Below are 20,892 nucleotides of genomic sequence, written 5' to 3'. Positions count from 1 at the left end.
TTTTTTAAATTGTTCAAGTAGTTTAAGATTTCTTTTCAATAATTCAAATGTCCGTGTCATTTTCTTTCGGTTTTGCATCTACTATATAATGAACGCTTTATGGAGGTGAATTTATGTCAAATAATAATTATTCAAATGGATTAAATCCCGATGAATCTTTATCAGCTAGTGCATTTGACCCTAATCTTGTAGGACCTACATTACCACCGATACCACCGTTTACCCTTCCGACTGGACCGACTGGACCTACGGGGCCGACTGGACCTACAGGGCCAACTGGACCTACGGGGCCGACTGGACCTACAGGGCCGACTGGACCGACTGGACCGACTGGACCGACTAGTGGCACTGGGACTACTGGACCTACGGGGCCGACTGGTGACACTGGGGCTACTGGACCTACGGGGCCGACTGGTGACACTGGGGCTACTGGACCTACGGGGCCGACTGGTGACACTGGGGCTACTGGACCTACGGGGCCGACTGGTGACACTGGGGCTACTGGACCTACAGGGCCGACTGGTGACACTGGAGCTACTGGAGCTACTGGACCGACTGGGGCTACTGGACCGACTGGACCGACTGGACCATCCGGACTAGGACTTCCAGCAGGATTGTATGCATTTAACTCCGCTGGAATTTCTTTAGATCTTGGACTAAATGCTCCAGTACCATTTAATACTGTTGGATCTCAGTTTGGTACAGCAATTTCTCAATTAGATGCTGATACTTTCGTTATTGCTGAAACTGGATTCTATAAAATCACTGTTATCGTATATACTGCGGCAATAAGTGTATTAGGGGGGCTTACAATCCAAGTAAATGGGGTATCTGTACCAGGTACTGGGGCTACTTTAATCTCAGTTGGAGCACCTATCGTTGTTCAAGCAATTACGCAAATTACGACAACTCCATCATTAGTTGAAGTAATCGTTACAGGACTTGGGCTATCATTAGCTCTTGGTACAAATGCATCTATTATTATTGAAAAAATCGCTTAATTTTTTACTTAGCAGTAAAACTGATATCAGTTTTACTGCTTTTTCAATTTCAAATTCAATCATGAAACATTCGCTATCTACATAATCATATTGTTGTATGACATTTTGCAGGAGGCACAAATATGGAAAGTAAATCTGCTGTTCAGCTTTATCTCGAATTGCTAAAGAAGACCATTTTATTTGAAATATGGTTAGAATATGAGGCATACTTACCCGCATCTCTACATATTTCAAAAGAACTAGAATTCGAACCAGTTACAGTCCCCCTCCCTTTATTCATTAAGCAATATGCTGAAAACCATAACTTAAAAATTGTAAAACCAAATGTTTCTAAAAGTGAACGTCATGATGGAATGGATTGGCCAAGAGCAGCACATAGCATGATTGGTCGAGAACGTATGAACCAATTACAAGAGGCGATGGAAACCGTTGTTCGTGAAAATATAGAAGGTGATTTTATTGAAACAGGTGTATGGCGCGGAGGATCATGCATTTTTATGAATGGTTTTTTACAAGCAAACAACATTACGGATCGTAATGTGTGGGTTGCAGATTCATTTGAAGGTTTGCCAGCACCGAATCTAGAACAATATCCAAAAGATTACGGTGATTATTTACACACATTCGATTACTTACGCGTCTCTTTAGAACAAGTACAAGAGAATTTCAAAAAATATGATTTACTAAATGATCAAGTGAAATTTTTAAAAGGTTGGTTTAAAGATACTTTACCAACAGCACCAATTGAAAAAATAGCAATTGCACGGCTTGATGGTGATATGTACGAATCCACAATGGATGGTCTCGTGAACTTATATGATAAAGTTTCTAAAGGTGGCTATATAATTATCGATGACTACGGGCTACCGCCATGCGCTGAGGCTGTGACAGACTTTAGAAACCAACGAAATTTAAAAGCCCCTATTACTAAAATTGATGTATTTGGCGTTTATTGGAGAAAAGAATAAAAAAAGATTTAATCTATAGGAGATTCCATTTTCACTCATTCTTCTCTCACTTCTAATCCAATTAAGTATTCTTTTTCGGAATCTCCTTACATATAACAATTGTTTTCCTGTATTCTCTCACTACAAATTGAAAATTTTATTAATAGATTTACTGCATCTTCTCATACAAGAAAGGGGTATACTCATGAGTGAACTTAACAAAGAAATGACTTTACTCCCCCCTCCTGAACTCGTCCAATATGTAGGTGGCGACTTCAAAAAGGTTGGAAAAGAGTTCCTAAAGCATTTTATTCAAATTGGTGCTTTAAAATCAAATGAAAAAGTATTAGATGTAGGCTGCGGTGTCGGCCGAATGGCTGTACCATTAATGAATTACTTAAATGATGATGGAGCGTATTATGGATTTGATTTGTTTAAAGATGGAATTACTTGGTGTCAAAATAACATTTCAACTATGCGTAATAATTTTCACTTTGAACATGTTGACATATACAATCAATTCTATAATCCGGAAGGAAAAGAAGATGCCTCTCAATATCGTTTTCCCTATGAAGACGGAACATTCGATTTTATCTTTTTAACTTCTGTATTTACACATCTTCTCCCAAAAGAATTAGAACATTACGTATCTGAAATTGTACGTGTATTAAAAAAAGACGGGAGATGTTTCATTACATTCTTTCTTATAAACCCTGAATCATCCTATTATTTAAATGCAGGACAAAGTACATTAGGTTTTTATCATCGAATCGAAAATTGCTACGTTGTAAATAAAGATATTCCGAATTTCGCAGTTGCTTATCCTGAGACAGATATTTGCAATCTATTGAATAAGTACGGCCTAGAAATAATCAATAAGCCGCATTACGGTTTATGGTGCGGCAGACATGAATATACAAGTTACCAAGATATTGTTCTAACAAAAAAAAGCTTCTGAAAGGAAGTTATGTATGATGAATGAAAAAAACCCACCTCTCGTTTCCATCCTTATTCCTACTTATAATCGGCCTCATTATTTCAAAATTGCTCTAGAAAGTGCATTGGCACAAACTTATTCAAATATTGAAATCATCATCGGAGATGATAGTACAAATGATGAAACAGCAACTTTAATACGCGAACAATACTTACCAAATTATAAAAATATAACATACATTCGAAATACCCCTACTCTAGGACAATTTCACAATGACCTTATGCTCATAGAAAAATCAAATGGTGAGTATATAAATTTTTTAATGGACGATGACGTGTTTTATAAGCATAAAATACAAAAAATGATGACCTATTTTGAGCAAGATCCCAATAAAAATCTTGCTCTTGTTACTTCTTATCGAGTACGCATTGATGATCATGGAAATCTAATAGGTGATTCCCATCCAACACAAAGGTTATATAGTGAAGACACCCCATTAAACGGGATATTTTTAGGTAATTGGATGTTAAAGGGCGGACACAACATTATCGGTGAGCCTACAACTACTTTGTTCCGAAAGGAATTGCTCACTGAACCTTTTGGCACCCTTAAAGAGCGACAATATTCTTGTAGTGTTGATATGGCCTCATGGATTTCTTTACTTTCTAAAGGAAATGCAATATACATTTCTGAGCCTTTAAGTCAATTTCGCTACCATGCTGGACAACAAATACACAATAAGCTCCTTCAAGGTTGTGAAGATTTCACACACCTTGTTATAACAGCAAAAGAATATGGCTTTTTACAAAATACTACGGACTATAGAGCAGCTCTACTTAGTGCTTACCAATGGTGTAAAAGTTCCTTAAAATACTATCTTCATCAACTAGATATTTTTCCTGACGCACATGTACGTCTCTCTCATTGTTTGGATATAATTATTAAAGAGCTAAACAATTAAACTACTCTGCAAAATTAAAAGTGTATGGACTATATGTGAATCATTCGTATAGTTCATACATTCTTTCTCATACTATAAAGTGAAACTTTAATCAGCTCTCACCAATCGGGCTTTTACGGGCAGTTGATCCCCCACCTAACTTCTTCGCTTTCGCTGAATTTTGAGGTGGGGGTCTTACTGCCCATTAATGCGGGATAAAATCCATTACTATAAAGAGCAGTAGAAAGGAATACCTACATTGAAAGATCCAAATTCTCAATATCAAATAGACTACGTATTACTATTTATTTTATTTGCCATTGGGATTGTTAGTTGTTGTGCTATTGCAAGTGCGCAAGCCTCTTTACCGCCATTTTTACAAAACGTCAATTTTGTACTAAAGCAAATCCAATGGTATTTCATTGGATTTATAGCCATTGGTGTTATTATGATTATCGACTTCGATCGTTATCAAAAAATTGCTTGGTATTTGTACAGCTTTGCAATGGTACTACTTATTGGACTAGAACTTCAAGTACCAGGTGCCGTTACAATTAAAGGCGCTACCGCTTGGTACAGGCTCCCAGGCATCGGAAATTTTCAGCCTTCTGAAATTATGAAATTGTTTTTAATTATCGTCATTGGACGAATTATAGCAAATCATAATGAGAAATATTTTTCCCAAACGATACATGACGATTTTTTACTACTTGGAAAAATATTTGCGACAAGCTTGCCACCACTACTACTTATTGCAAAAGAACCAGATTTAGGAAACACAATGGTCATTTCAGCGATGCTTGCAGCAATGATACTAGTTTCTGGCATACGATGGCGTTTTATTTTTGGATTAGTTTCAGGTACTTTCGTTGCTGGATCTACATTAATATATATTTTTTTTACTCACACAGATTTCTTTAAAGCACACATTTTAAAAGAGTATCAATTAAATCGCTTCTACGGATGGTTAGCACCTTACAAATATGATGCACAAGGCTATCAATTAAGACAAGCATTCTTAGCGACTGGATCCGGAGAAATGCAAGGAAAAGGGTGGGAAAATGGACAAGTATATTTTCCAGAACCACATACAGATTTTATTTTCACTAATGTCGCTGAACAATTTGGCTTTCTAGGCGCAAGTGTCATTATTTCTCTTTTTTTCTTACTCATTTTTCGAATGATTCATATTGCTTTAGAAAGTAATGACCCTTTCGGTAGTTACATTTGCGCTGGTACAATCGGAATGTTTACTTTCCAAGTATTCCAAAATATCGGGATGACAATCGGATTACTTCCCATTACAGGGATAACATTACCTCTTATGAGTTACGGAGGAAGTTCACTGCTTACATACATGATTGCGATTGGATTCATTTTAAATGTTCGCTCAAGAACGAAAATCTTTATGTTTAAATGAACAACACAAAAACGCTATATTTTTATCTCTATCCTTTTTTAGATATACTAATGAAAAATACGATGGAGGTTTAAATATGAAATATGACATTATAGGAGATATTCATGGATGCTTCCAAGAGTTTCAAAATTTAACAGAGAAGCTAGGATATAACTGGAGTAGCGGTCTACCGGTTCACCCTGACCAACGTAAACTTGCATTCGTTGGCGATATTACAGACCGTGGTCCTCATTCATTACGTATGATTGAAATTGTATGGGAACTTGTCATACATAAAAAAGAAGCTTATTACGCTCCTGGAAATCACTGTAATAAACTATATCGATTTTTTCTTGGGCGTAATGTAACAGTCGCTCACGGACTTGAAACAACTGTTGCTGAATATGAGGCACTCCCTTCTCATAAGCAAAACATTATAAAAGAAAAGTTTATCACTCTTTATGAACAATCACCGCTCTACCACATACTAGATGAAAAAAGAGTAATCGTATGTCACGCTGGGATTCGGCAAGATTACATAGGAAGACGAGATAAAAAAGTACAAACCTTTGTATTATATGGCGATATTACAGGAGAAAAGCATGCCGATGGCTCACCTGTCCGTCGCGATTGGGCGCAAGAGTACAAGGGGCAAGCTTGGATTGTATATGGACATACACCAGTAGCAGAACCTCGATTCGTCAATCAGACAGTCAATATTGATACTGGTGCTGTATTTGGTGGCAAATTAACCGGATTACGTTATCCTGAAATGGAGACTATCTCTGTTCCTTCTTCTTTACCTTTTGTCGCTGAGAAATTCCGTCCAATTTCATAACTACCTTACTTAGCGAAAGATTACCGTATTATTTAGGCAGATCTCATATAAAACTAGGTAAAGTAATTAAAAAAAGATGCAATAAAGTGCATCTTTTTTTAATTACACTACATATAATGTCGCAGGAGGTGACAGAATGAAGAAAAAATCTTCTAAACAAAAAAGAAAATTTCCCCCTTTATATCTGCCCATGTACGGAATTAACAACTGGTGTAGTATTCGGGCTGCAGCGATAGAAGAACTGGAAGAACAAGAGTCATCAAAAAAAAGCAAAGTAAAACCAACATATGTCTCTTTAGAAAATGCTGTGATGAGCCGCATAATCGATCGCAGAAAAATAAAGATGCAACAAAAAAATAAACAGCTCTCAAATCAAGATGAACAGGTAATACATTCTAATCAAACAGAAGAAAAGACGGAAGAAAATATTTCTGTAGCAATAAATAAAAAAGTGGAACCAGAAATTCCAGCTGCTATTATAAACAAAGTAAAAAAAATAAAAGAGGCATTGGCTTCATCGAATGATATACAAACTGAAAAACCACTCATAATTGAGACACCTACACCTGAAAATACAAAAGTTAAAAGGGGCGGCCGATATGCATATGCGGAAGGGCTTCACTCTCATGCGGAGGGCATGGCAGCACATGCGGAAGGCTTATTAACACACGCAAAAGGTTCTTTCTCTCATGCAGAGGGATCAAACTCAAAAGCAACTGGACATAGTTCGCATAGTGAGGGAAGTGAAACGACAGCAGGCGGAGCTTATTCTCATGCAGAGGGTAAACAGACGATTGCTTTAGGCGAAGCAGCACACGCAGAAGGAACCGCAACTATCGCTAACGGATCCTCTTCTCATGCGGAAGGTCATCATACATCAACAGCTCATTTTGCAGGTAGCCATATTATGGGGCGCTTCGGCACTGCAGAAGAAGCTTATTCTTGGTTTATTGCAAATGGTGTAAGCGACACCGACCATAATATCGGGGCTAAATGGCTTGCCCATAATGGAGAAATGTACATTGAGGGTGCGTCTTACAATGCAAGTGGAACGGATTTTGCACAAATGTTTGAAACCGAAGATCATAAACCTATTGATGTCGGTTATTTCGTTACATTTAGTAGCGAAGAAAAAATTCGGATAGCTACTTCACACGACTCGTTCATTTTAGGAATATCTAGTGCAACCCCTGCCCTTATAGGAAATAGCGGGGCTTTAAGTTGGGAAAAACGTTATAAAACAGATAACTTTGGAAAACGCCAATATGTATGGACGGAAACCGAAGAAATACAACCTCTTTTAAATACAGAATGGGATCCAACTCGCAAATATGTAGCAAGAAAAGATCGCGCCGAGTGGCTTCCTGTCGGATTAATTGGACAAATGTTAGTACGTGATGACGGCACTTGCGAAGCACATGGATTTTGTCTTCCAAATGACAATGGCATTGCTACAAAAGCCGAAAATGGATTTTTCGTTATAAAGCGTACGGGTGAAAACCAAATTTTAATATTATTCCGCTAAGAAAAAAGGGAACAAAATTCTTTATAATATAAGAATTTTGTTCCCTTTTTAAGTATGCCGCAACACTTCTTGCATATCGCTTGGAAGCTTTATAGTGAAAGACATCTCTTTCTCTAAAATAGGATGATAAAACGTCAAAGATTTACTATGAAGTGCTTGCCGTTTCATTTCATCCCTTCTCCCTCCATATAAGCTATCACCAAGTAATGGATGTCCTATATGAGCCATATGCACACGAATTTGATGCGTTCTTCCTGTCTCAAGCTCAAGCGCTACATGTGTCTTATGATATGTACTATCAATTACTTTAAAATGAGTAACTGCCCTTTGTCCATCCTCACAAACCATTCGCTCAATAATGCTATCAGATTTTCGACCAATTGGTGCATCAATCATTCCTTCTCGTTCTACAATCTTTCCGTGAACAATTGCTTCATACGTTCGTTTCACAGCTTTTTGTTGATGCTGCTTCGATAAAAGATGATGCACGAAACGATTTTTTGCAATAAGCATAAGCCCCGAAGTATCACGATCTAAACGTGTTACGATGTGCACTGTACTTGCAAGATGCTGCTTATCATAATGAGATAACAGCGCATTGGCAACACTTCCTGCCGGATGTTCTCTAGACGGAATCGTTGACATATTCGCCTCTTTATTAATGATAAGAACCGCGTCATCTTCATATATAATGCATAAAGGAATATCTTCTGCCATCATCCCTTCACTTCTTTCCTCCACTGGAAAAAAGACACGTAATTCTTCACCAGCACGCAACTGATGACGAACACTCGCATGTTGACCATTTACTTCAATTGCTCCGCCATGAAACTTTATATCCGTTAAAGCGGCTTTAGAAATACCTTTCGTTTTCAAAAATTCCCTAACTAAAGTTCCCTCTTCAGCCGGCCCTATATCCCATTTCAATGTAAATCTGTTCAAATATATAACCCTTTCTATTTATCTGCAACAAACGAGTCACGAACTCGTTTCCAGAACGGGAATGGGCGGAAACGAACAAATCGTACTTTCTCGTTTGCGACGCGATACTGGATTGATTTCACATCTTGATGAACCATCGTTAAATGATCCACTGTAATTTGTAAGTTCATTCCTGCAGCTGGCTTTAACACACATGTATGATGCTTCGGCAATACGAGTGGCGATCCTACAGTACGAAATACACGATTGTTAATGGACGCCATTTCTGCAATTTGAATCGCTTCAATAGATGGGTGAATAATTGCTCCGCCAAGCGCTTTGTTATACGCGGTACTTCCTGAAGGAGTAGAGATACAAAGGCCATCTCCGCGGAATGTTTCAAAATATTCTCCGCGTATTTCTACTTCTGTTACTAATGTACCTTCTGCACTTTTTACAGTCGCCTCATTCATCGCTAAATACTGTGACTCTTTACTTCCATTCACATAGCGAATAATAACTTCTAAAAGCGGATATTCCACCACTTGGAATGGTGTTTTCGCAATCGCAATTACTAATTTCTCTACTTCTGTTGGTAACCAATCTGCATAGAAACCTAGATGTCCTGTATGTACACCAACAAATGCTGTTTCATCCAATCGATTATAATAACGATGAAACGCATATAAAAGCGTTCCATCTCCCCCAACAGAAATTACAATATCGGGTTCCTTTTCATCCATTATAAATCCAAAATCTAGCAAGTACTCTTTCATCGTGCTTGCCAGTGTATCTGATGATTGATCTCCCTTTGACATAATTGTAAATTTCATCGCCCAACACCCTTTAGTTTATGATTCGGAATCTTTCGTTTCTTGCTTTCTTGAAAAAGCCTTTTGCGCTTCTTGAATTTCAAGACGAATAGAAGACATTTCTTCATCTAATAAAAACGCCGCTTCAGCTGCACGTTGCAATCGTATTTTAATATCTTCAGGAAAACGTCCACTATATTTATAATTTAAAGAATGCTCAATTGTTGCCCAAAAGTTCATTGCTAGCGTGCGTATTTGGATTTCTACCAATACTTTTTGTTCACCTTGAATCGTTTGAACAGGATAACTAATGACAACATGATAAGAACGATAACCGCTATCTTTCTTTTGCGTGACATAATCACGTTCTTCCACGATTTCAAAGTCATTTCGTTTTCGAAGATATTCTACAACAGGCTTAATCTCATCAACAAATTGACACATCATTCTAAGCCCAGCAATATCCTGCATATCTTCTCTCAATCGGTCTAGCGGTACATTTCTCTTCTCCGCTTTATCAATAATACTTGCAACCGACTTTACCCTTCCTGTTACAAACTCAATTGGAGAATGCTCTGTTAACATTGCAAATTGAGTACGCATTCCTTTTAGTTTCACTTTTAGCTCTGCCACCGCTTGGTGGTAAGGTGCTAAAAATTCTTCCCAATTTCGATTCATTTCAACCACCACCAAAATCAATCCATTTGCTTATAGAAATACTTTTTCTACAGCAGTTACTAATTCTTCTCCGTAATTTGCATTACCTTCAATATTTTCAACTAAATATTCTACTTCTTCTTTTAATCCTTCTAATTCCATTTCAATGTCATTCACGCGAACGAACATAACCACATCGTTATTCATCGCTTCATGCATTGCTTCCCAGCATGTGTGCGGAATACTTACATAAATGAAAGATGATTCATTTTCTAAGATATATAAAAATGATAAATTGTCTGAGTCTACAAGTACGTGATTACGCGCACTTAACTCCTTTACCTCTATTTCACTATTTTCCGCACAAAAAATAAGAGCATTCTCTCTCTTTTCTACGCTCTTAACTTGGATTTTATTTTGCATGCTCTAACTCCTCCATCTCAACTTCCTGTCTTACTTAACAGTATTATTGTATCATAACATGGACGCAAACAAATAAAACATTGAACCAAATTTATGAAAAAGCGATAATGTGTAAAGAATTATTTTTCAAAAGGAGATTATACAATGACACAAGAAATTGAAATTGAATTCAAAAATATCGTTACAAAAGAAGAATTCGATACATTATGTAAATCGTTTTCTATTGAAGCATTTACAAAACAAGTGAATCACTACTTTGAAACACCTGACTTCTCGTTAAAAGAAGCTGGCTCTGCACTTCGTATTCGTCATAAAGGAGAAACTTATACGTTAACGTTGAAACAACCTGCAGAAATCGGTTTATTAGAAACGCATCAAGTCGTAACAGAAGACGAAGCAAAAATGATGATGGAAACAAACACAATCATTCAAGGAGCAGTAGTAGATCAATTACACAAATTACAAATTCCTGTTTCTGCTTTAACATATATGGGTAGTTTAACAACAGAAAGAGCAGAAACATTATTTAAAGGCGGAACGCTTGTCTTTGATCATAGTTTCTATTACAATCACGATGATTATGAAATTGAATTTGAAGTGCAAGATGAAGAAACAGGAAAAGCTGCATTTATTCATTTATTAACGCAACATAACATACCTGTTCGCCATACAAATAACAAAGTAAAACGCTTTTTCCTTGCCAAACAAAAAAAAGCACGCTAAAGTGAAAATTCCACTAGTGAATATGTTTCACTAGTGGATACATCTCACTAAAAAAGTTTACACCCGTAGAATAAGCAAAGAATCTTTGAGAAAGCTGTTTATTTGCCCTCTCGAACATTCCATTGCTACAATAGATATACATTTCATGGAAAAAGGAGTTTATAAAGGATGAGCAAGCAACCGATGACACCATTTGAAGGAATTGGCGGTGAACAATGCATTGCAATATTAGTAGATACATTTTATTCCTATGTCAGTAAACACCCTGACTTATCTCCCATCTTCCCGGAAGATTTAACAGAAACCGCTAGGAAGCAGAAGCAATTTTTAACACAATATTTAGGTGGTCCTAATTTGTACACTGAAGAACATGGTCATCCTATGTTAAGGGCACGCCATCTTCCGTTTGAGATTACTCCAAAACGAGCAGAAGCTTGGCTATCATGTATGGAGCAAGCAATGGATGATACTGGAGTTCATGGTCATATAAGAGAGTTTGTTTTTGAACGTTTAGCATTAACCGCTCAGCATATGGTTAATACTCCAAACGAAACAGGTGAAGTGTAATGGATAAGCAGGAAGCAAAGCATATAAATATGCCATCTCCTTCCGCATGCGAGCATAAGTCTGTAGAAGCATATTTATTTATTGATCCACTTTGTAAAGATTGCTGGGAAATTGAGCCTTTTATTATTAAACTATGGCTTGAATACGGGAAATACTTCTCTATTCGTCATATCGTAACAGGAAAAGTGGATGGAACGAACGCTTCCTCACACAAATGGAATAAACCTGCTAATATTCGATTTGTGTGGGAAAAGACAACCAGTTTACAAGGTTTTTCATGTGATGGAAAGGTACATATGCAAGAAGCATCGTCAACACCATATTTAGTTTCGATGGCAATTAAGGCAGCGGAGTTGCAAGGCCGAAAAGCAGGTTCGAAGTTTTTGCGAAAACTCCAAGAATACATTTTCCTTGAAAATGTATCAAACCCTGACTGCGAACTATTACTTGCATGTGCGAAAGATAGCAATATTGATGTAGAAGAATTTAAAAAAGATCTACATTCTGCTAGTGCAAAAAAAGCTTTCCAATGTGACTTGAAATTCACGAATGAAATGCATATTACAGAAATACCTTCCCTCGTCTTTTTTCATGCGAACTCAGATGAAGAAGGTATTAAAATCGCTGGAAATTATTCCTACGATGTATACGTACAATTATTGAAAGAACTTGTAAAATGTGAAATTGAGCCAGAACCATTACCACCTTTAGAAGTGTTACTAGAAGCAACACAATTTATATCTTCAAAAGAAGTAGCATTTATTTATGATTGTCCGCAACAAGAAATTGAACGCGAACTAAAAAAATTACAACTGAAACGAAAAGTACAAATGATAGAAGTAAAATGCGAACGTTATTGGAAATGGATAGCAAAAGAAAAAGACCTGGTGTAAACACCAGGTCTTCTTCTTTACGGCTTATAAAAATATTAAAGGGGATGGGAGAAATTTTCACGTTCAAACAAAGGGGTATATGTTTGTATGTGAATTCGTTCACGCTTATTATATTACAAGATTCGACGTCAGATGACAACCCCTTTTGTCGAATTTCACACTTTTGTCACATTCTAAACGTTTTCATTTTTGAATAAGCTATAAAAAAGGTCATTTAGGGGGTTTATTTATGAAAAAATCTTATATTGCTCTTCTCTTTCTAGCTGTCATCGTTTCTTTTTTCTTGTACATCCTCTCTCTACTACAAGCTTTTCCTAAAATTATTGCCTTACCTCTTTTATTCGGAATCATCGTTATCACTCTCTCTTATTTCAATTATAAAAAACGATTCAAAGGGTTTTAATTTTAAAAATCAGTCGTAAAACTATCCTTTCAGTTAGAAAAACAAAGAAATTCACCTTTCTCTCCGACAAATATCGACATTGAATCTATTCAACAAAAAGACGAGGATACAATCCCTCGTCTTTTTTCATTACTTTTCTTCAAATAATAATGCTTCTAATTCATTTAATTTCTCTTCAAATACTTGTAGTGCCTCTTTTACTGGTTCAGGAGATGCCATATCTACTCCTGCTTTTTTCAGCACTTCAATTGGATAATCAGAGCTTCCTGCTTTTAAGAACTCGTTAATATAACGTTCTACTGCTGGTTGTCCTTCTTCTAAAATCTGTTTAGATAGAGCTGTCGCTGCACTAAATCCTGTTGCGTATTGATATACGTAATAGTTGTAGTAGAAGTGTGGGATACGAGACCATTCTAAACCAATCTCTTCGTCGATTACTAAAGCGTCACCGAAATATTTCTTATTTAAATCATAGTAAATTTCCGTTAACATGTCTGGCGTAACAGCATGTCCTTCTTGTACTTTCTTATGAATAATATGTTCAAACTCTGCAAACATCGTTTGACGGAATACAGTACCACGGAACCCTTCTAAATAATGATTTAATAAATATAGACGCTCTTTCTTATCTTCTGTCGTTTTTAATAAATAATCATTTAGAAGTGCTTCATTACAAGTAGATGCCACTTCTGCTACGAAGATGGAATAATCACCATATACGTGCGGTTGTGTTTTTCTTGTATAGTAACTATGCACCGAATGACCAAACTCATGAGCAAGTGTAAATAAATTATTTACATTATCATGCCAGTTCATTAAAATATACGGATTTGTTCCATATGCACCAGATGAATATGCCCCGCTTCGTTTTCCTTTATTCTCATACACATCTACCCAGCGATTTTCATATGCCTCTTTCAAAATATCAACATATTCATCACCAAGTACGTTTAAAGATTTTAATAAAAGGTCTTGCGCTTCTTCGTATTTCACATTCATTTTCACTTCTGGTACAAGTGGTGTATATAAATCATACATATGAAGCTCATCAAGTCCTAGTGCACGCTTACGAATATCGATGTAACGGTGTAATAAATGTAAGTTGTCATTTACTGTTTCAACGAGTTGATCGTATACTGCTTCTGGAATATTATTATTGCTCAGTGCAGCTTGGCGAGCAGAATCATATTTACGAACACGCGCATTGAAATTATTACGTTTTACTGCTCCGCTTAACGTACTTGCGAATGTGTTTTTAAATTTTCCATACGTTTCATATACAGCTTTAAATGCATCTTTGCGAACACGAGGATCATCACTTTCTAAAAACTGAATGTAACGGCCATGTGTAATTTCTATTTCTTCTCCGTCTTCCCCTTTAATAGATGGGAATTTTAAATCCGCGTTATTCAACATACCGAATGTATTGCTTGATGAACTCATTACTTCAGATGCTTCCGCTAATAAAGCTTCCTCAGCTTCTGATAATACGTGCGGGCGTTGACGTGTAATTTCTTCTAATGCATGTTCATATACACTTAAATCTCTATTTTCCTTCAAGAATGTTTGCAATGTACCTTCTGAAATCGATAAAATTTCAGGCACAATATACGCTGTGCTACTAGATACTTGTGAATATAAATTTGTTGCACGATCATTTAATGCTTGATATACAGAGTTTGTTGTATCTTGATCGTAACGCATATGAGCATATGTATATAACTTACCTAATCGCATTGATATTTCATCTTCATATTGCAATGCCTCAAGTAAATTGTCCGCAGAGTCACCAAGTTTCCCTTTAAATTCAGTTAACTTCGGTAATAGCTCTTTAATAGCTTGGAATTCTTTTTCCCATTCTGCATCCGTTTGGAAAATATCTTCTAATCGCCACGTACTTGCTTCTTCAATCTCGTTGCGATCTGGTAATGCTTTCGCTTTGTTTTGTTCAGACATTCTTTAAGCCCTCCTTTAAATATCTCTACTTAAGTACAATTCGTTTTTTCTTATGTAATTCCTTCACAATCATTCTTTATTATATCCGCTTTTCCTCCTCTCATGTTAAAATTTGCCTCAAATAAAGATAGCGCATGTATTAAGCAAATCTCATCATGTTTCATAATTTCCTCCTCTGTTTTTAACATCACGGCATCCCTTATTTTTCGGTACGTATAAGTTCCCACTTTACGTAAAACACCTATATAGCATAAAAATGTCATATATTCAGTAACTGCCATTTTCCATATGTGCTGCGAAAAGTACGGAAGTATCCGCCTTTTCGTATACCTTTTTACATAACTACACACGTATTGAAGAGAAATACACTCTCCCACTGCAAGCTCTCCTATACACTTCATATATAGAAAAGCTTGCCATATAAATGGGTTTGTTTGAAAAGCAAATCCAGAAGGGAGTGGAACACCAATTTCAGAAGGAAAGCTCGCTGGGGTACATTTAAATTGATATAAGAGGCGTAATAATGACTTATAATTATAATTCCAAATCGGTAAGGCATTTTGGCGAAAGTTTTTCTTTCTCTTCTTCCACTCTTCACCCAATCTTTCTTTCCCGAAAGGAACAGGAGAAAAAAGCATTTCAAAAGTAGTCGCATCAGTTGGTAAATATATAGTATGTGAGAAAAAAACATTTGTAGAAAAGGGAGTGACAAATGCACATTTCATAAATGATTTTTGTTTCGGACAGAAGAAAATAAGAAGTGGCTGAGGATAAGATTGTAAGGAGAAAGCCATAAGTGAGGAAAATTTCATCCAATATGCAGATTGCTTTTTCAATTGATTTCCACCAACGATCCAAATGACCTGTATACCAGCTTGCCAATACGAATATGTTCTTTTGTACAGCTGCTCTATAGCGAGGTTTGCACACTGGTATTCAATTGCAATTTTTCTACCCGCCCTCTCTACAAAAACATCTGGTCGCTGCTTAATTTCTGGGAGGTAGTACTCTATATCCACCTGAAAGTTTTGACGTTTGAACCATCTATATAACAATTCTTTGCCATGCATATGATACTTTGATTCCGCTTCATAAAAGGCAAGACATGAATCCACTTTTTTATGAGCAAAATGCCAACTTTTTTGTTTCCCTAATTTCATTTGCACTTCCTTTCCGCAAGCTACACAAAAGAATCGTTCCTGTTGGCGCATACGGCGCAAAAGCTCTTCATTACAATTATAGAGTAAATGAATTTTTTCTCCGTTTTCTCTTTTAGCTATAAATATCGGAATCACACCCTTTCAGCTCCTTATATTCTACAATTTATTACAAATTCCTTTTAAAAAAGAGATGTCCCAATTTCGGACATCTCTTTTTATAATAATGGCGATAATAACCGGTACGTTGATTCAACAATTCGTCTATGCAGACGCCTTTTATGAAAACGATCGACGTGAATTTCACTGGATTCTTCTAAATCGTCTTTAAAGTCTTGAACAAGTCTTTTAATGCTATCTGTATCATATAAAAAGGCATTTACTTCAAAATTCAAATGAAAACTTCTCATATCCATATTAGCTGTCCCAATTGAAGCTAAATCAGAATCAACGATGACAATTTTACTATGAAGAAAACCTTTTTCGTATTCATATATCTTTACTCCTGCGTCTAAAAGCTCTGGGAAGTACGATCTCGATGCGTAAAAGACAGTGCGCTTATCAGGTTTACTCGGCATTAATAAACGAACATCAATACCAGCAAGTGCAGCAACCTTTAATGCGGATAAAATATCATCATCCGGAATAAAATACGGCGTTGCAATCCAAATAGATTTCCGAGCAGAAGCGATCATTGCGAAATATAAATGCTTAATCGTTTCCCACTTATTATCGGGGCCACCTGCAACTAGCTGCACTCCTCCCCAATGATCACCCTCAACTGCTTTTGCTTGTAAATATTCAGGGGCTAGCACAGCCTCTCCAGTCATATAAAACCAGTCTTGAAGGAAAATAAGTTGTAAACTTTGAACCGCTTCACCACGTAAATACAAATGCGTATCTCGCCAAAAGCCAAAATATTTATTTTTCCCTAAATACTCATCACCGATATTTAATCCGCCTACAAATCCTTCGTTCCCATCAATCACAACAATTTTCCTATGATTTCGATAATTAATCTTATCGTTTAAAATCGGAAAGCGCACAGGAAAGAATGGAATCATTTCTACACCTGCATCGTTTAATTCTTCAATATACGATTTCGATAACTTAAAACTTCCAACCGCATCATATAAAAAGCGAACAACAACGCCTTCTTTCGATTTTTGTATTAAAATATCTTTAATTTCTGTTCCTAATTTATCATCACGCACAATGTAATATTCCATATGAATGTGATGTTTCGCTCGTTTTAACCCATTTAAAATAGCCCGAAACGTTTCATCTCCATTTGTTAATGTCCTCGTTTCAGTTTGAAATGAAATATTTAAAGCTCCTAATCGATCCGCTAAACGAAATAACAGTTCTTGATGCTTATGATTGCGTAAAATTCGTTCTTCGTAATCTTCATGCCCTTTATATTGTAAAAACGCCTGTTCATCAAGTAACGCCTTCTTTTGGAACATTCTTTTTCTTCGAAAATTTTGTCCGAATAATAAATAAGCAAAGAAACCAAATACCGGAAAAATTCCTAAAACAATTAACCATGTAAGTGTTTTAGATGGATGTCGATTTTCTAAGAAAATAACGCAACCAATTAAAAACGCAGATACTGTAAATAAAATACTAATAATACCTAAAATCGAAACATCTTTTATCCCAATCACATCTGAATAAAATGCTACATCAATAAACATACGTAACGAAACAAATAATGCGAACAATAGCAGTATAAAGAAAATCAGCTTTAACGTATTTTTCATCTCTTACCTCCTAACTAAGAAAGCTTTCCTATTCTTCATATAAAAAGCCGATTTCATACTACAGAAATCGGCCTACGTTTTAGCAGGAAAATTATTGCGAATCGTTTCAAGCGCATGCTCTTTCACAATTTGTTTTCCATACTCACTTACACGATGAATTGTTAAAGTTGATTCTTCTCCATATTCTAAAATAATACTTAAAATACGATCGATTTCTTCTTCATCATGTAGCACTTCATCGAATTCCACATATACATAATAGCGGTCCTCAAATGAATACAGCTCATCTTTTATATCTTCAAAGATAAGACGATGACTTAATGAAATGACATCTTCAAAATCATTAAATTTAATTAAAAAGCCAAACGTACCATCTTCATTAAAGTTTGTTCCTGTTTGTTCTTCTACCTCTTCGACTAATTCTTGTTGGAATAATGATTCGATGCCTTCATCTAGAGGAATATCTATAATTTTGTCTACCCCTATCGGTAGTTCCAGCTTTTGTCCGTCCTTTGAAAGCTCTGCTTTCGTGACAAGTACTTCAATCCCTTTATCGACTGCTTGCACTTGAATCCATAACGGTCCATCAATAAAGAAATCGTCATGATCACGAGCTTCGTCCATCATCTCCCAAAAGAGCTCTTCACTTCGTTCGCGATCATACCAAATTTCTTCACGATTAAATCCTCTATCCTCTATATCAATGTACGTAATAAAAAATTTCATCGTATGATCATTAATTCTTTCAATATCCAAAATACAACTCTCCCTTCCTGCTTAGAATTGTTATGAAGGGATTCCCCACTCATATGACAAATCAATAGATTCTTGTACTCTCATTTTATGATAAGATTCTCCAGAATGGAAATAAAATCGATTTATTTTACAAAAATAGTTATATGCCTATCTTTACTCGATAAACTACATAAATATATTATTATAGCGATTTCTTACTTACAAAAAATTTGGACATACATTTCCACATTCCCCCGTACACTGTAATAAAGTGAAACTTCTATTAGAAGAGATTATTTAACAACAACTTTCTTCATCACATACATATAGTTCGCTTATTAAAACATCATAAATGGAGGCAGACGAATGGACTTAGAGTTTTTAACATCCGTACTAATGATTGTCGGTATCGATGTTGTATTAGGTGGTGACAATGCAATCGTCATCGCACTAGCTAGCCGAAATTTACCTGAATCGAAACGAAATAAGGCTATTTTGATCGGTACTCTTTTAGCGATTGTACTAAGAATCATCCTTACTATACTAGCTGTCTATTTACTCGACATTCCATTTCTACAATTGATTGGCGGGGTTTTACTTACATTAATTGCAGTCAATTTATTAACCGATAATAGCAACGATCTTTCTTCTATTCAAGGAAAAACAACTTTATTTCAAGCTGTGCGGACAATTGTTTTCGCGGATCTCGTTATGGGGTTTGATAATGTTATTGCCATTGCAGGTGCAGCTCACGGGAGATTTTTACTCGTCATAATCGGCTTACTCATTTCTATCCCGATTATTATTTGGGGCAGCAAACTTATTTTAATACTTATGGAACGATTTCCATTCCTCATTTATTGCGGTGCAGCGATTCTTGCCTATACTGCAGGAAAAATGGTTACACATGAAGACAGACTTGCAACCTTTTTTCATAACAATCCAAGTTTCACTACAAGCATTCCTTATTTGTTCATTTTCGCTATTTTATGCATCGGCTTTATCGTACAACAAGTTCGATTACGCAATGTGAAACATTAAAAAAAACCTTCTACTATATAATAGGTAGAAGGTTTTCATATTATTATAATTAATTTACAAGACGTTGTGCTTCACGTAATTGGAACGTTCTTACTGTACGTGGTAAGAAACGACGAATTTCGTCTTCGTTGTAACCAACTTGAAGGCGTTTCTCGTCAATCATAATTGGACGACGTAAAATCCCTGGATAGTCACGAATCATCTTATATAAATCTTGAAGTGGTAAAGACTCTAAGTTTACATTCAATTCTTGGAAAACTTTCGAACGAGTAGAAATAATCTCATCCGTTCCGCTTTCTGTCATACGTAAAATCTCTTTAATTTCCTCAATCGTTAATGGATCTGAGAAGATATTACGTTCTGTATAGGGAATATGATTTTCCTCTAGCCATAATTTCGCCTTTCTACAAGACGTACAGCTTGGAGAACTATATAATGTTACCATACAAAGCTCACTCTCCTTAAAGAGTACAAATTCTGTACTAAATACAGTTTTAATTTCTAACTTCAGCAATTTTTCGCGATAACTTGTCTTATTGAAAAGTACAAAAATCGCATTTCATGTAAGCAACAACTTATAATAAACAACAATTACTTTTAATAAGTAACTTCTATAATCATTATACAATAGATTTTGCAAGAAATATACAGTAAATTTCCTGCTAGTTGAGAAAACTCTTCCGTGTATTTCACTGCTATGTAACATGATTACGCTCACTTCAGCTGTACTTTAACAATAACTTTCAATCCTTTTACTACTCACTTCTCATAGATTTTTCATATAATATATAGTTATTTATCTATAATCTTCCCTATGAAAAAGAGAACGTTTTCTTACTTTTTCTTGATAAATCAATTAAGAAATGTAAGACTATACAAATGAGAATAAAAAGGAACATTTGTTCTTATTTTAACAAATATCCTCCCTCCTGTCTACACGATTTCTAAAGTAAATTAAATATTTTTCTGACATTTCTTTCTTTTTCATTTTTTATCTCATACAATAAACATACAGACAGGCAAAGGGGGAGTTTTCAAATGATTGCTTTTTTTATTGATTTTATTACGGTTGCTGCCCTCATCATCGGAATAACAGCATTGATTGGTGTCATTACAAATAGCATCGGCGAAAAGCTCTTTGGTGGAAAAGAAAAAATGAAGTTTGTTAACAAAAGTTTGGATGTACAATCTGGCTGGAACCAAGTTGGCGGAAAAGGCATTTATAAGAAACGAACGTATTAAAAAAAAGCAGGC

General features: G+C 35.9%; 22 protein-coding genes. 13 read left to right on the top strand and 9 right to left on the bottom strand.

All coding sequences use genetic code 11. The features are described 5' to 3' along the window. Positions 1–113 precede the first annotated feature (113 nt). The 7 genes from GD442_RS05960 (at position 114) to GD442_RS05930 (ending at position 7,587) form a co-directional block, all read left to right on the top strand. A complete protein-coding gene (locus GD442_RS05960; RefSeq protein WP_159365062.1) occupies positions 114–1,001 on the top strand; it encodes a BclA C-terminal domain-containing protein in 888 nt (295 codons plus the stop codon). A 122-nt stretch (positions 1,002–1,123) separates the two neighbouring features. After that, complete coding sequence (locus GD442_RS05955; RefSeq protein ID WP_000444381.1) at positions 1,124–1,969, top strand: TylF/MycF family methyltransferase; 846 nt, start codon at positions 1,124–1,126, stop codon at positions 1,967–1,969. A 184-nt stretch (positions 1,970–2,153) separates the two neighbouring features. Beyond that, positions 2,154–2,906, top strand: coding sequence for a class I SAM-dependent methyltransferase (locus GD442_RS05950; RefSeq protein WP_001292843.1), 753 nt, complete (start codon positions 2,154–2,156; stop codon positions 2,904–2,906). A 13-nt stretch (positions 2,907–2,919) separates the two neighbouring features. Next, positions 2,920–3,846: a glycosyltransferase family 2 protein gene (locus GD442_RS05945; RefSeq protein ID WP_000980807.1), complete on the top strand. Its 927-nt coding sequence runs from the start codon at positions 2,920–2,922 to the stop codon at positions 3,844–3,846. Between the two features lie 238 nt (positions 3,847–4,084). Next, positions 4,085–5,245 (top strand): FtsW/RodA/SpoVE family cell cycle protein, encoded by a 1,161-nt coding sequence (locus GD442_RS05940; protein WP_000654702.1) that lies wholly within the window; start codon positions 4,085–4,087, stop codon positions 5,243–5,245. A gap of 76 nt (positions 5,246–5,321) precedes the next feature. After that, entirely contained in the window at positions 5,322–6,062 is a 741-nt protein-coding gene (gene prpE, locus GD442_RS05935; RefSeq protein WP_000872698.1) for a bis(5'-nucleosyl)-tetraphosphatase PrpE, read from the top strand. Between the two features lie 136 nt (positions 6,063–6,198). Then, positions 6,199–7,587: a peptidase G2 autoproteolytic cleavage domain-containing protein gene (locus GD442_RS05930; RefSeq protein WP_000730517.1), complete on the top strand. Its 1,389-nt coding sequence runs from the start codon at positions 6,199–6,201 to the stop codon at positions 7,585–7,587. 48 nt (positions 7,588–7,635) lie between these two features. On the opposite strand, the gene GD442_RS05925 is transcribed toward GD442_RS05930, so the two are convergent. Genes GD442_RS05925 through GD442_RS05910 form a run of 4 tightly spaced genes read right to left on the bottom strand, consistent with a single transcriptional unit; the run spans position 7,636 to position 10,400 of the window. Then, positions 7,636–8,529 carry an RluA family pseudouridine synthase gene (locus GD442_RS05925; protein WP_001079134.1) on the bottom strand — a complete coding sequence of 298 codons (894 nt, stop codon included), beginning with the start codon at positions 8,527–8,529 and terminating at the stop codon, positions 7,636–7,638. A gap of 14 nt (positions 8,530–8,543) precedes the next feature. Next, positions 8,544–9,341, bottom strand: a complete 798-nt coding sequence (locus tag GD442_RS05920; RefSeq protein WP_000673190.1) for an NAD kinase — start codon at positions 9,339–9,341, stop codon at positions 8,544–8,546. 18 nt (positions 9,342–9,359) lie between these two features. Beyond that, positions 9,360–9,998, bottom strand: coding sequence for a GTP diphosphokinase (yjbM, locus tag GD442_RS05915; protein WP_001081482.1), 639 nt, complete (start codon positions 9,996–9,998; stop codon positions 9,360–9,362). A 30-nt stretch (positions 9,999–10,028) separates the two neighbouring features. Continuing rightward, the gene (locus tag GD442_RS05910) at positions 10,029–10,400 is read right to left on the bottom strand and encodes a UPF0738 family protein (protein ID WP_001180003.1); all 372 of its coding nucleotides are present in this window, start codon (positions 10,398–10,400) and stop codon (positions 10,029–10,031) included. Positions 10,401–10,544: 144 nt separating this feature from the next. Between GD442_RS05910 and GD442_RS05905 the strand changes: the two genes are divergently transcribed. From GD442_RS05905 to GD442_RS27655, 4 genes are all read left to right on the top strand, one after another. After that, on the top strand, positions 10,545–11,123 hold the full coding sequence (locus tag GD442_RS05905; RefSeq protein ID WP_000191121.1) for a CYTH domain-containing protein: 579 nt from the start codon (positions 10,545–10,547) through the stop codon (positions 11,121–11,123). 168 nt (positions 11,124–11,291) lie between these two features. After that, the gene (locus GD442_RS05900) at positions 11,292–11,690 is read left to right on the top strand and encodes a globin domain-containing protein (protein ID WP_000043390.1); all 399 of its coding nucleotides are present in this window, start codon (positions 11,292–11,294) and stop codon (positions 11,688–11,690) included. Continuing rightward, positions 11,690–12,583 (top strand): ClpXP adapter SpxH family protein, encoded by an 894-nt coding sequence (locus GD442_RS05895; protein WP_000360645.1) that lies wholly within the window; start codon positions 11,690–11,692, stop codon positions 12,581–12,583. The genes GD442_RS05900 and GD442_RS05895 overlap by 1 nt, the downstream gene beginning before the upstream one ends. 229 nt (positions 12,584–12,812) lie before the next feature. Next, the gene (locus GD442_RS27655) at positions 12,813–12,986 is read left to right on the top strand and encodes a hypothetical protein (RefSeq protein WP_000750355.1); all 174 of its coding nucleotides are present in this window, start codon (positions 12,813–12,815) and stop codon (positions 12,984–12,986) included. 129 nt (positions 12,987–13,115) lie between these two features. Here the strand turns inward: GD442_RS27655 and pepF are convergent, their stop codons facing one another. The 4 genes from pepF to mecA form a co-directional block, all read right to left on the bottom strand. Beyond that, a complete protein-coding gene (pepF, locus tag GD442_RS05890; protein ID WP_017656431.1) occupies positions 13,116–14,942 on the bottom strand; it encodes an oligoendopeptidase F in 1,827 nt (608 codons plus the stop codon). Between the two features lie 50 nt (positions 14,943–14,992). Continuing rightward, positions 14,993–16,237: a competence protein CoiA gene (locus GD442_RS05885; RefSeq protein WP_086401878.1), complete on the bottom strand. Its 1,245-nt coding sequence runs from the start codon at positions 16,235–16,237 to the stop codon at positions 14,993–14,995. A gap of 80 nt (positions 16,238–16,317) precedes the next feature. Beyond that, the gene (locus tag GD442_RS05880) at positions 16,318–17,862 is read right to left on the bottom strand and encodes a cardiolipin synthase (protein WP_086401879.1); all 1,545 of its coding nucleotides are present in this window, start codon (positions 17,860–17,862) and stop codon (positions 16,318–16,320) included. Positions 17,863–17,934: 72 nt separating this feature from the next. Then, complete coding sequence (gene mecA, locus GD442_RS05875; protein ID WP_000350713.1) at positions 17,935–18,618, bottom strand: adaptor protein MecA; 684 nt, start codon at positions 18,616–18,618, stop codon at positions 17,935–17,937. A gap of 345 nt (positions 18,619–18,963) precedes the next feature. On the opposite strand from mecA, the gene GD442_RS05870 reads away from it, so the two are divergent. Beyond that, positions 18,964–19,638 carry a TerC family protein gene (locus tag GD442_RS05870; RefSeq protein WP_159365061.1) on the top strand — a complete coding sequence of 225 codons (675 nt, stop codon included), beginning with the start codon at positions 18,964–18,966 and terminating at the stop codon, positions 19,636–19,638. A gap of 49 nt (positions 19,639–19,687) precedes the next feature. Here the strand turns inward: GD442_RS05870 and spx are convergent, their stop codons facing one another. Next, the gene (gene spx / locus GD442_RS05865) at positions 19,688–20,083 is read right to left on the bottom strand and encodes a transcriptional regulator Spx (RefSeq protein WP_000258267.1); all 396 of its coding nucleotides are present in this window, start codon (positions 20,081–20,083) and stop codon (positions 19,688–19,690) included. A 593-nt stretch (positions 20,084–20,676) separates the two neighbouring features. Here spx and GD442_RS05860 point away from each other — a divergent pair. Continuing rightward, positions 20,677–20,880: a hypothetical protein gene (locus GD442_RS05860; RefSeq protein ID WP_000559971.1), complete on the top strand. Its 204-nt coding sequence runs from the start codon at positions 20,677–20,679 to the stop codon at positions 20,878–20,880. Positions 20,881–20,892 lie beyond the last annotated feature (12 nt).

The sequence above is a fragment of the Bacillus sp. A260 genome (assembly GCF_009861435.1).
GTDB lineage: Bacteria > Bacillota > Bacilli > Bacillales > Bacillaceae_G > Bacillus_A > Bacillus_A cereus.
This window is presented reverse-complemented; position numbering and strand designations above follow the sequence as displayed.